Source organism: Acinetobacter kookii, assembly GCF_900096895.1.
GTDB classification, from domain to species: Bacteria; Pseudomonadota; Gammaproteobacteria; order Pseudomonadales; family Moraxellaceae; genus Acinetobacter; species Acinetobacter kookii.
This window is the reverse complement of sequence record NZ_FMYO01000002.1, coordinates 231,998-244,337: the sequence shown is the minus strand read 5'-3', so window position 1 is coordinate 244,337 and position 12,340 is coordinate 231,998. Positions and strand designations below refer to the sequence as shown.

General features: G+C 47.6%; 10 protein-coding genes and 2 tRNA genes. 6 read left to right on the top strand and 6 right to left on the bottom strand.

Going from position 1 to position 12,340, the window contains the following annotated elements; all coding sequences use genetic code 11:
- Positions 1-26 precede the first annotated feature (26 nt).
- The 6 genes from BLP85_RS05745 (at position 27) to BLP85_RS05720 (ending at position 5,763) form a co-directional block, all read left to right on the top strand.
- Positions 27-103, top strand: a tRNA-Met gene (locus BLP85_RS05745).
- A 199-nt stretch (positions 104-302) separates the two neighbouring features.
- A tRNA-Met gene (locus BLP85_RS05740) sits at positions 303-379 on the top strand.
- A gap of 211 nt (positions 380-590) precedes the next feature.
- The gene (gene rimP / locus BLP85_RS05735; protein WP_092819173.1) at positions 591-1,115 is read left to right on the top strand and encodes a ribosome maturation factor RimP; all 525 of its coding nucleotides are present in this window, start codon (positions 591-593) and stop codon (positions 1,113-1,115) included.
- A 40-nt stretch (positions 1,116-1,155) separates the two neighbouring features.
- A complete protein-coding gene (nusA, locus tag BLP85_RS05730; protein ID WP_092819172.1) occupies positions 1,156-2,640 on the top strand; it encodes a transcription termination factor NusA in 1,485 nt (494 codons plus the stop codon).
- A gap of 10 nt (positions 2,641-2,650) precedes the next feature.
- On the top strand, positions 2,651-5,356 hold the full coding sequence (infB, locus tag BLP85_RS05725) for a translation initiation factor IF-2 (RefSeq protein ID WP_092819171.1): 2,706 nt from the start codon (positions 2,651-2,653) through the stop codon (positions 5,354-5,356).
- Positions 5,356-5,763, top strand: coding sequence for a ribosome-binding factor A (locus BLP85_RS05720; protein WP_092819170.1), 408 nt, complete (start codon positions 5,356-5,358; stop codon positions 5,761-5,763). The genes infB and BLP85_RS05720 overlap by 1 nt, the downstream gene beginning before the upstream one ends.
- A gap of 142 nt (positions 5,764-5,905) precedes the next feature.
- On the opposite strand, the gene BLP85_RS05715 is transcribed toward BLP85_RS05720, so the two are convergent.
- From BLP85_RS05715 to BLP85_RS05690, 6 genes are read right to left on the bottom strand one after another with little or no spacing between them, the layout of a single operon-like run.
- The gene (locus BLP85_RS05715; RefSeq protein ID WP_092819169.1) at positions 5,906-6,310 is read right to left on the bottom strand and encodes a Na+/H+ antiporter subunit G; all 405 of its coding nucleotides are present in this window, start codon (positions 6,308-6,310) and stop codon (positions 5,906-5,908) included.
- An 11-nt stretch (positions 6,311-6,321) separates the two neighbouring features.
- The gene (locus BLP85_RS05710) at positions 6,322-6,597 is read right to left on the bottom strand and encodes a monovalent cation/H+ antiporter subunit F (RefSeq protein WP_092819168.1); all 276 of its coding nucleotides are present in this window, start codon (positions 6,595-6,597) and stop codon (positions 6,322-6,324) included.
- On the bottom strand, positions 6,594-7,115 hold the full coding sequence (locus BLP85_RS05705) for a Na+/H+ antiporter subunit E (RefSeq protein ID WP_092819167.1): 522 nt from the start codon (positions 7,113-7,115) through the stop codon (positions 6,594-6,596). Before BLP85_RS05705 ends, BLP85_RS05710 begins: the two co-directional genes overlap by 4 nt.
- A 2-nt stretch (positions 7,116-7,117) precedes the next feature.
- Positions 7,118-8,926: a monovalent cation/H+ antiporter subunit D gene (locus BLP85_RS05700; protein WP_092819166.1), complete on the bottom strand. Its 1,809-nt coding sequence runs from the start codon at positions 8,924-8,926 to the stop codon at positions 7,118-7,120.
- Positions 8,926-9,291 (bottom strand): Na+/H+ antiporter subunit C, encoded by a 366-nt coding sequence (locus BLP85_RS05695; RefSeq protein WP_092819165.1) that lies wholly within the window; start codon positions 9,289-9,291, stop codon positions 8,926-8,928. The genes BLP85_RS05700 and BLP85_RS05695 overlap by 1 nt, the downstream gene beginning before the upstream one ends.
- Position 9,292: 1 nt before the next feature.
- On the bottom strand, positions 9,293-12,130 hold the full coding sequence (locus BLP85_RS05690) for a monovalent cation/H+ antiporter subunit A (RefSeq protein ID WP_092819164.1): 2,838 nt from the start codon (positions 12,128-12,130) through the stop codon (positions 9,293-9,295).
- Between the last annotated feature and the right edge of the window lie 210 nt (positions 12,131-12,340).

The following is a 12,340-nucleotide window of genomic DNA, read 5'->3' as shown; positions in this document are numbered from 1 at the left end:
GTGAGATAAAATTTTTGTAATGTTGTTGCGGGATGGAGCAGTCTGGTAGCTCGTCGGGCTCATAACCCGAAGGTCGTTGGTTCAAATCCAGCTCCCGCTACCAAGTTTTTAGAATGTGTAGAAATGCTGTTTATTAAACAGTTGATTGCTCCTCGGGCTCAACTCTTTATAAACTGGCGAAGGCTGTTGGTTTAATCCTGCTCCTGCTACCGTTTTTGATTAAGGTGCAACTTAATCAAGCAATCACTGAACAGTTTTGATTGAAAATGATCAGCAGATTGTATATAATTTTTGCACGTTGATGCGGGATGGAGCAGTCTGGTAGCTCGTCGGGCTCATAACCCGAAGGTCGTTGGTTCAAATCCAGCTCCCGCTACCAAGTTTCTAAAAGGCTCACAAAAAGGTGGGCCTTTTTGCACAGTGGACTTTGGTTTTTCTGTGTAAATAGGGGCGATTACGCCCTTTTTTATTGGCTATCGTGTAGTGTCCGACATTTATTGGTCAAATCGTCATGTTTCACTACTAATATAGTTGAGTTAGTCTGAACCGGTCACCGCGACCATTAAATCGCAGCATAATGACGAGAGTAAATGAAGCTATCAAATAAAACTCAAGCACTCCAAGACCTAATCGCTCCTGCAGTGCAAGCATGCAATGTCGATCTTTGGGGAATTGAATTTCTTCCTCAAGGTAAACGTTCTTTATTGCGTATCTATATCGATAAAGCAGATGAAAATAACGAGCAACCTGTCCTGAATGAAGATGGCGAGCTTGAGCAGGGTCGAGGTATCGGCGTACAAGACTGTGTTCGCGTAACACAGCAAGTGGGTGCCATGCTTGATGTACATGATCCAATTTCTGGTGAGTATTCACTTGAAGTTTCTTCTCCGGGTTGGGATCGTCCATTTTTCCAGCTCGAACAGATGGCGGGTTATATCGGACAAACCGTTGCGCTGCGTCTGATCAGTGCTGTAGATAACCGTCGTAAATTTCAAGCCAAACTGATTGCCGTTGATCTTGAAAATGAACTCATTCAAGTGGAAGTTGAAAAGCAACAGGTCCTTGAGATTGACAGTCATAATATCGACAAAGCAAATTTGATTTACCAAGATTAATTTATCCAAATAAATAAGAATCTGAACGAATAGGTGACTTATGGCACGTGAAATTCTTACCGTAGTAGAAACGGTTAGTAACGAAAAAGGTGTACCTCGTGAAGCGATCTTTGAAGCGCTAGAACAAGCGCTTGTTGCTGCGACTAAAAAGAAATTTTATGAAGGCACAAACTCGGAAGAAGCACGTTTACGTGTGGAAATCGATCGTAAAACTGGTGATTACCGTACTTTCCGTCAATGGGAAGTGGTGGCGGATGAAGATCACGAAATGCCGGCATGTCAGGATGCGATTTCGGATGTGGATCCTGCTAAATGGTCGATTGGTGACATTCGTGAACTCGAAGTGGAATCGATCGACTTCGGCCGAATTGCTGCGCAAATTGCCAAACAGGTGATTGTGCAAAAAATTCGTGAAGCTGAACGTGCTCTGGTTGCTGATGCCTATGAATCTAAAGTCGGTGAACTCATCTACGGTGAAGTGAAAAAGCAAACCAAAGATGGCTTTATTATTGACTTGGGTGACAATGCGGAAGCTTATCTTGCCCGTGAAGAGATGATTCCTAAAGAGATTCTTCGTCCGAAGCAACGTGTAAACGCGATTTTGTATAGCGTGAACCGTGAAGGTCGCGGTGCACAACTGTTATTATCACGTTCACGTCCTGAAATGCTGATTGCATTGATGAAGAAAGAAATTCCTGAAATTTCTGAAGAAATCATCGAAATTAAAGCAGCTGCACGCCAGCCGGGCGTTCGTGCTAAAATTGCTGTGAAAACCAACGATCACCGTATTGATCCTGTAGGCGCTTGTATTGGTATGCGTGGTACACGTATCCAGGCGGTACAGTCAGAACTCAATGGTGAACGTATTGATGTGGTGGTGTGGTCGGACGATCCGGCACAGTACATCGCTAGTGCGCTAGAGCCTGCAGATGTATCCAGTATTGTGATTGATGAAGATGTTCACAGTGCAGATATCATTTTTGCGGCGAGCGACCAGTTGGCACGTGCCATTGGTTCGCAAGGTCAGAATGTCCGTTTAGCCTCTGAATTGACTGGCTACAAACTGGATATGATGCTCGAAGAGGAATTCTACGCACGTCAACAAAATGAAGCTCAACAATATCTCGACATGTTTGTCACCCGTCTGGATATTGAAGAAGACTTGGCAATGGCTTTGGTTGAGATGGGCTTTACTTCGCTTGAAGAAATTGCCTATGTACCAGCTGAAACATTTGATGAAATTGAACTGGATGCAGAAACTGTTGAATTATTGCAAAGCCGTGCGAAAGAAATTACATTGGCAGACGCATTAAAACAACAAGAAAACATCCAAGAGCCAAGTGCAGAACTTGTTGCAATGCAAGGGATGACGCAGGAAATCGCATATGCCCTTGCGGCTCGCGGTGTGGTGACTGTAGATGATTTAGCTGACCAAGCCACTGACGATATCGCAGATATTGAAGGTTTAGGTGCGGAAAAAGCGGGTCAGCTTATTATGAAAGCGCGCGAATCATGGTTTAACTAGGAGGAAATATATGACGGACAAGTCGATTAAAGAGTTGGCTCTCAGCGTGGATCGCCCCGTTGAGAAGCTCCTAGAGCAGGTTCGTGACGCAGGTTTACCGCAACGTAAAGCTGAAGATATTATTTCCACTGAACAACAAAATACCCTCGTTAACCATTTGAAGAAAGTTCATGGTCAAGACGATGGGAATGCAGGAAAAATCACGTTGAAACGTAAAACAACCAGTACTGCTAAAGTGGCAAGTACATCAGGTAAGGCGAAAACAATTAATGTAGAAGTTCGCAAGAAGCATACATTTGTTAAGCCAGATCCGGAACAGATTAAAGCTGAAGCTTTAGCGAAGGCGCAAGCTGAACAGAATTCGCGTGAAGCTGAGCAAAAGCCAGCAGCGAAAGCTGAAGAACCTAAGCAACAACCTGAATCTAAAGCAAAACAGGCTTTAGAAGCAATGCGTGCAGCAGCGAAGCAAGAAACTGCGAAGCAAGAAGCACCGAAAGCCGCTGTTGTGGTAAAACGCAAGTCAAACAACAAGCCGATTGTAAAACAGCCGGTTAAAGTGACTGAAACACCAGAACAGAAGAAAGCACGTGAAGCACAAGCTGCCCAGTTAAAAGCAGTTGAAGAAGCGGCACGTCGTAAATCGGCTGAAGAAGCACAACAACGTACGCTTGAACAAATGCGTCAAATGGCTTCCAAGTACTCTTCTGAAGATACCACGGCAACAATTCGCGTGATTGATGATTCTCCACTGGCTGCCGGTCTTGTCGGTCAGGCTTATGAAGACTCTTTTGCTAAAGAAGACCGTGAAATTAAACGTGGTGGCAACACCACCAATGCGCGTGCACCGAAAAAAGGTGGCCGTCGTGGTGAAGAGCAGTCTTTCCGTGATAACTCGCATAAACGCGGTTTAAAATCAAGTCAGGCGAACAAGCATGGCTTTGAAAAACCAGTTAAAAAACAAATTTATGATGTTGAAATCGGTTCAACCATTATCGTAGCTGACCTGGCTGCGAAAATGGCGGTGAAGGTGCGTGAAGTGATCAAGGCACTCATGAAAATGGGTGAATTGGTTACTCAGAACCAGGCGATTGATCAAGAGATTGCAGCGCTTGTTGTTGAAGAAATGGGTCATAATCCGGTATTGGTTTCTGATACCCAGGCTGAAGACAATTTACTTGAAGCGGCTGAAGAAGCGCGTGGTGCTCAAACCACTCGTGCTCCTGTCGTAACCATCATGGGTCACGTTGACCATGGTAAAACATCGCTGCTTGACCGTATCCGTCGTACCAAAGTGGCTGCAGGCGAAGCGGGTGGTATTACCCAGCATATCGGTGCATATCACGTTAAAACGGATAAGGGCATTATTACTTTCCTTGATACCCCGGGACACGCAGCGTTCACTTCAATGCGTTCACGCGGTGCCAAAGCGACAGATATCGTGGTGCTGGTTGTTGCAGCGGATGATGGTGTAATGCCACAGACTGCAGAAGCCATTGACCATGCACGTGCTGCCGGGACTCCAATCATTGTTGCAATCAACAAGATGGATAAAGAGTCTGCCGATCCGGACCGCGTATTGAATGAATTGACCACCAAAGAAATCGTACCTGAACAATGGGGCGGTGATGTACCGGTTGCCATGGTTTCAGCACACTCAGGTCAAGGTATTGATGAACTTCTAGACCTGATCTCAATTCAAGCAGAATTGCTAGAGTTGAAAGCATCTGAAGAAGGTGCTGCACAAGGTGTGGTCATTGAAGCTCGCGTGGACAAAGGTCGTGGTGCGGTTGCCTCTATCCTGGTTCAAAACGGTACATTGAAAGTGGGTGATCTTGTTCTTGCAGGTGCATCTTACGGTCGTGTTCGTGCGATGGTGGATGAAAATGGTCAGCGTATCAAATCTGCGGGTCCATCAATTCCTGTAGAAATTCTGGGTCTTCCAGAAGCACCAATGGCAGGTGACGAAGTTCTTGTAGTGAATGACGAGAAAAAAGCACGTGAAGTTGCCGATGCGCGTATGGATCGTGAACGTCAAAAACGTCTTGAACGTCAAAGTGCAATGCGTCTTGAGAACATCATGGCATCAATGGGCAAAAAAGATGTGCCTATTGTCAACGTGGTACTCAAAACTGACGTACGCGGTACTTTGGAAGCATTGCACGTGGCACTTGCTGAATTGGCAACCGATGAAGTGAAAGTACGTATTATTGGTTCAGGTGTCGGTGCAATTACCGAGTCTGACGTAACGCTGGCTGAATCATCTGAAGCGGTACTGCTTGGCTTTAACGTGCGTGCGGACAATACTGCGCGTCAAAAAGCCGATGAAGACGGTATCGACATTCGTTACTACAGCATCATCTATCAATTGATTGATGACGTGAAAGCAGCAATGAGCGGTAAACTTGCTCCTGAACACCGTGAGACAATTCTGGGTGTTGCTGAAGTACGTGAAGTGTTCCACTCAAGCAAATTCGGTGCAGCTGCAGGCTGTATGGTGCTTGAAGGTGTGTTGCACCGTAATAAGCCAATCCGCGTTCTTCGTGATGATGTGGTGGTGTTCCAAGGTGAGCTTGAATCTCTTCGTCGCTATAAAGATGTGGTGGAAGAAGTTCGTGCCGGTATGGAATGTGGTCTTGCAGTGAAAGGCTATAAAGACATCAAAGCACAAGACAAGATCGAAGTGTATGATGTTCAATTGATTAAACGGAGTCTTTAATGGCGGGTAGTCAACGTCTGAAGCGTATGGGAGATTCAGTTCAGCGCGAGTTGTCTGAACTGATTCGCCAAGAGCTGAAAGATCCACGCTTGGGTGGTCTGGTGACCATTTCTGCGGTGAAAGTTAGCCCAGATTTAGGATATGCCGAAGTTTATGTGACCGTGATGGGGCGTGAGCTGGGCGATGAGCAGAGTGAAGCGGCAAACAAAGATACTTTGGAAGTCTTAAACAAGGCATCCGGGTTCTTGCGCCACGAACTGAGTCGTCGTATCAAGACACGTATAACGCCTCGCTTGCGTTTCCATTACGACAAAACCAACGCATATGGCAACTATATGTTTGGTCTGATTGCAGAAGCAGTGAAGGATTTGCCTCCAGCTGATGATGCAAAAAAAGATGATGAATAATCGCTAAAAAGAAAAGCCACCTTCGGGTGGCTTTTTTTATGGGCTGAAATTTTGATTGGAATAAGCTGGATTTCAGCATATTACCGTAGACTTCATTGAAAATAGCCCAACCACTAAAAATAAGAAAGACTCTAGTTTTCGTTTAGCCGAGATCATCATGGGAGTTGTTGTGAGGGTCTTTAGACGGAGGGCGACGACGACTTCGTTGCCAGGGCAAGGGGCGTTCAAGTGCTTCAGGTACCTCGCCACTGGTTGAGCGTAAACGTAAATGCAGTGCTGCCTGTGCCATGAGGTTTGCCGATACGGGCGCAGTAATGAACGCCAGCAAGGTCAATAACAGTTCGGCAAAACCGAAGCGTCCCTGAAAGGCTGAAAAGATCATGGCAGCAATCAGGAAGCTCCCCAGCCCCAAGGTACTGGACTTGGTCGGAGCATGCAGGCGCATAAATAAATCGGGCAGACGAACCATACCAATGCCGCCCACCAGCATGAAGAATGAGCCAATCAACAAAAATATCGAGACCAGGATTTCCATGAGAAGTTGCATTGCTGTTGCTCCTAATCGACCACATGGCCAGTGGTAAAGTAGCGTGCCAAGGCTGCGGTGGAAACAAATCCAAGCATGGCAACCAGTAACGCGCCTTCAAACAAGGAGGTGCTGGTCCAGTAGATGCCCAGAATGACCACCAGACAGGTCGCATTCAGGAACAGGGTATCGAGGGCTAAAAGCCGGTCCACGATGGAAGGGCCGATCACCATGCGGATCAGGCAAAGAAACATGGAAATGGTGATTGCGACCATACACAGACCCAGTGCATAAGGCAAAATAGTCATGAATCTTCTCCTAATTCCACATCAAAAATTTCGATCAGCGCTTTTTCATAGCGGTTTTTAATTTCGATAATATCGATTTCGGCATTATCGGTACTCAGGGCATGAACCAGAATATCGCCACGATCATGATCGATCCCGGCAGTCACGGTACCCGGCGTAGTGGTAATGATCAGGGCCAGCAATACATTGACCTGTTCATGCTGGGTTTCCAAAGGCACGCGAAACCATTTCGGATGCAGTTTATGGGTGGGACCAAGCACCTGTTTGGCCACTTTAATATTACAAACAATAATGTCCCATAACACTACAAAGAATAATTTTATGGCCAGAATCCAGTGAATATTGGGTGTGTTGCCAATAAACGGTTTGACTAGACGTGGAATGGTAATGCCCAGCAATAAGGCCATCAGCAAGGTTGCCGGATCAAGACTATGTGCCAGCATGATCCAGCTTAAGGCCACAATCACGGAGACGAAGGGATGCGGCAGCCAGCGGTCCAAAAACGATGTTTTTTGCATGCTTAAGGCTCCATAGGCTTGAGTTTGGCATCATCCGGATCAGCAGCTTGCTGATCTTGCTGCTGCCTGATCTGGCGTTGCTTATATTCTGAAATGTGCTCACCTTCTAAAGTTTCTTTAGAGATGATGTAAGGAATCAGATGCGCATTCGGATCGACGGTTTCACCACCATATTTGGTTTCAGGTAAATTTTCAGGATTGAAGGGCTGTACGCTAATCACCTGATTCAAGTCATCCCGGTGCAAAATCGCGTCTTCATACACAGCATTATTTTGGATCTGTTCCGCCGTCTTGAACATGTACTGCTGAATTGGATTTGCGCAAACCATATACAGCACCAGGCCTGACAACAGCAGATAAATGGTTTGGTCATTGCGTGTTGGTGCATGATTGGGTATGGCTTGATACGCTTTGAAGGCTTCGGTTTCCGGTTGGCTTTCAGGTTTGCTGGCACGCCAGAACAGAATGAACCCCACCCGGGTAAAGGCGAGAATGCTGAGTAAACTCACCAGCAGCACCACCGCAATAATCACACCCTGATAAGGGGAATGTGATGTGGCCTGCAAGATAAAAACCTTGCCTAAAAAGCCACTAAAAGGCGGTAAGCCCGCCATCATCAAGGCAATGAAAAAAAAGGTGAGTGACACCGCTTTGTGCTGTTTCATTTGCGGGGCGATGTTGAAATGGTCTTTGAATGTACCGCGTTGCGAGGTAATCCAGCCGCAGAGCAGATAAAATGCGGCGCCAATAATAGTGCTATGTACCAGATAGTACAGTCCTGCAGCCCAGGCCAAGGTATTGAATAATGAAATGGCAATCAGCAGGGTACCAATGGAAGATAAAATCATAAAACCGACAAAACGGCGTAAACGCTCGGCGCCAATGGCACCAATCACCCCATACACCGAGGTGATCAAACCGATCGGAAGCAGCCAGTTTGCCAGAATGCCCTGACTTAAGCGGTCATCAAAAATCGTGCCATTGACGCGAAGAATGGCATAGATCCCCACTTTGGTCATAATGGTGAAAATGGCAGCCACCGGAGTGGTGGCAACAGCATAGGTTTTCGGTAGCCAAAAGCCGACCGGCAACATGGCTGCCTTGATGCCAAAGACCACAAATAACAACAGGCCGCCTGCAACGGCCAGGATATGCTGGTCCGGTTCTAACAGCGGAATTAAACGTGCGACATCGGCCATGTTTAAACTGCCGACACTGCCGTAGATCATGCCCAGACCAATCAGAAACAGCGCAGAGGCCAGCAGGTTGATGGTGACATAGTGAATGCCGAGCTGGAAACGGGCCTTGCCTTGTCCGTGTAGCAGCAGGACATAAGAGGCCATCAACAGGATTTCAAAGAATACGAATAAATTAAATAAATCGCCTGTCAGGAAGGCACCGCACAAGCCCATGAGCAAAAAATGGAACATGGCATGGAAATAACGCCCTTGGGTATCCCATGCGTGACTGGCAAACCATAAGATGGGTGTTGCCAGGGCATAGGTCAGCACCAGCATCAGTGCGGAAAGCTGGTCCAGAACCAGCACAATACCGAACGGTGCCGCCCATTCACTGAGGTTGTAGGTCGTGATTTGCCCGCTGCTGGCCAAAATTAAATACAGTACGGCAGTGCCTAAACCCAGGATTGAAGAAACATAACTGATGCCACGACGCCAAGGCTGCCGCCAGTCATGGGCTAATGAACCTTTGCCGGGATTGCCCAAAAGCACCAGTAAAAAACCGGTAAATGCCGGAATTAAAATGCTGAATATTGGGGTGTGTTCAGTCCAGAACTGGATGATGGCATTCATTAAGGCTCATCCTCACGCGGGTCAATCGGGTTGATTTCTTCTTTTGAGTCGACATGGTCGGTACCGCTTTCATAACGGCTGCGTAAAGCCAGCTGGACAATAAAGGCCGTGGTGGCAAAGCCAATCACAATGGCCGTCAAGACCAGAGCCTGAGGTAGAGGATCGGTCACTTTGCTGGTTTCCGTGAGGACAGCGGGTGCATTGACCTGAATTCGTCCCGTGGCAAACAGGAATAAATTGACTGCATAGCCAATCATGGCCAGCCCTAAAACCACAGGGAAAGTACGTGCACGCAGGATCAGGTAAATTCCCGTGGCAACCAGTAGACCAATGGCAGAGGCAAGTAAAAATTCTAGACTAATCATTTTATTCCCCCTTCAATACAGGACCGGACATGCTGGAGTGGCGCGAGTCACCCAGAACTGAAATCATCAACATGGTGGCACCCACGACTGTGACATAGACACCGACATCAAATAATGCTGCAGAGGCCAAATGGATATCCCCCAACAGGGGCGGAGCGATATGCACATGGGCACTGGTCAGGAATGGACGTCCCCAGAACCAGGCAGCCAGTCCGGTCAGCCCCGCAATGCTTAGACCTGAACCAATCCAGATTTCATATAAACGGCCTGATTTGGCTCTCAGCATCTGTTCAGCCTGATCTTGTCCCAAGGCAATGTACTGGATCACCAGGGCCAAAGAGGTAATGAGGCCGGCAATGAAACCACCGCCGGGCAGGTTATGGCCACGCAGGAAGATATACAGGCTCACCACCAGTGCCAGAGGCAATACCCAGGATGCGGTAATACGGAACATCAGCGGAGAGGGATTAAAGCGGTAGGTCAGTCCCTGGGTGATGGTGGTGCCGTGTGCACGCATGCCATCCATCAGACACAGTGCGCCAATCGCAGCAATACCCAAGACGGTAATTTCCCCAAAGGTATCGAAACCCCGGAAGTCGACCAGAATCACGTTGACCACATTGGAACCGCCACCGAGTGGAAGCGACTGCTGCATGAAAAACCATGAAATCGAGTTGTGGTCACGGGTCAGCATCAGCCAGCTAATCCAGCCGATGCCCAGACCACCGCCAATGGCAATCAGGGCATCGCGCCAGCGCCGTGAAACACTGGATTCATAAGGGGTAAGCTGTGGCAGCAGGGAAAGGCTCATCAGCAGCAATACTGTCGTGACCACATCGACCGTAATTTGGGTGAGGGCCAGATCGGGTGCCGATAAGGTCACAAACACCAGAGTCACGACAAGGCCAACCGCACCGCTAATCAGCACGGCCTTGATCCGTTCATGGTGAAACCACAGCATCATCCAGCAGGCTGAGAACAACAGCAGCCACAACACAATGGCAATCGCGGGAGCATGGACAAGTTCACGTGTGCCTGTAGTCAGGCCCTGATTGATAAAGGGGATGCTCAGCAAAGCGCCACTGAACAGCACAATCCACATCAGATAGCTTTGCAGTGAACCATTTTCAGTTTGCCGTTTGAACTTGCGTGAACTCAGTAACAGATGTTTTAAAAATAAATCGAACAGCACTCTGCCCTGGAATTTGCCCAAGATAGGATCAAGATCAATTTCCCGGATGCGACCGCCTTTGGCCAAAGAAAAATAGAAAATTACCCCACCCAAGAGTGCAACAATACTCATCAGCAAAGGCAGGTTAAAACCATGCCAGATGGCTAAATGGCTACCGGCAAAGTCAGGCATTTGAGTGCTGGCACGTGCAGTTGCATTGACAATATTTTCCACCAGCAGCGCCGGTAACAGGCCAACCAAAATACATAAAACTGCCAGCAGGATTGCAGGTACGCGCATGCCCAGCGGCGGTTCATGGGCTTGTCGGTTGGGTACCTCTAAGCCAATCGGACCATCGAAAAATACCCCATGCACCAAACGCACCGAATAAGCCACGGCAAAAATTCCGGCCAGCGTTGCCATAATGGCGGAAACAATGAGCACCGGACCAGAGAGGTTGGCCAAAAGTTCGGTAAAGAACATTTCCTTGGACAGGAAGCCATTGGTCAGGGGCACACCGGCCATAGAGGCGGCGGTGATCATGGTCAGGGTGGCTGTAAAGGGCAGGAGTTGCCAGATGCCGCTAAGCTTACGCAAATCCCGGGTTCCGGTTTCATGGTCGATGATCCCGGCCAGCATGAACAGGGCGGCTTTAAAGGTCGCGTGATTAATAATATGGAAAATGGCTGCTGCAACGGCCAGGGGTGATCCGATCCCCAGTAAGCACACAATCAGGCCCAAATGACTGATGGTGGAATACGCCAGCAAGCCTTTTAAGTCTTCCTTGAAAATGGCAAAGAAGGCAGCCATACACAGGGTGAACAGGCCCACAAAAGTCACAATATTGTGATACAGCGCCGCACCGACAAAAATTGGCGTAAAACGTGCCAGCAGGAAAATACCGGCTTTGACCATGGTGGCGGAGTGCAAATAGGCAGAGACCGGCGTTGGTGCTGCCATGGCATTCGGCAGCCAGAAATGAAACGGAAACTGTGCACTTTTGGTGAAGGCACCAAGTAAAATCAGCAACAAGCTTGGAACAAAGAGCGAGTGACTTTGAATTTGATCCTTCATCGTCAAAATCTGGTCAATCTGATAGGTTCCGGTGATTTGACCGAGCAGAATGAAGCCGCCCAGCATGGCCAGACCGCCCATGCCGGTAATGGTCAGAGCCATACGCGAACCGCGCTGCGCAGCCTCATAATTGCTCCAGTAACCGACCAGCAGGAAAGAGGAAATACTGGTGAGTTCCCAAAAAATAAGTAATAAAATTAAATTGTTAGAAAGAGAGATACCGAGCATGGAAGCCATGAACAGCATCAGCAGAAGATAGAGTTTGCTTAGGGAGTTTCTAGGATTTAAATAATAATAGGCATAAATATAAATCAGCGTTCCGATCCCGCTAATCAGCAAGCAAAATAACAGGCCCAAGGCATCCAGACGAAAGCTTAAATCGATGCCTAACTGGGGTAACCAGGCCCAGGTTTGTGTGACTGTTCCGCCATTAAACACCTCTTTAGCTTGCAGCAGTAACAGGGTCAGACTACTCAGGCTGACCCCTAGAGCCGCTAAAGCAGTTACCCCGCGTGAAAATTTCAGCCACGAGACAAGGGTTGTGCCTAGTACTAACGGTAACAAGATAATAATCGGTAGCACACTCATATCCAAAGTCGTGAGTTAGGCTATAAACACCTAAGCGTGAATCTTATCTTTCAAGGATTACAGGACTGCAAAGAACAATCCAAACTTCTCAATCTTGAAAGCCGGTTTGAGTTAAAAAATGAAAAACAAGCTGTGTTGCGCAACCTGTAAAAAAAGTCATAGTAGAATCGGATTTTACTATTAAACTTTAAATATACATGATCTTATTGCATGAGT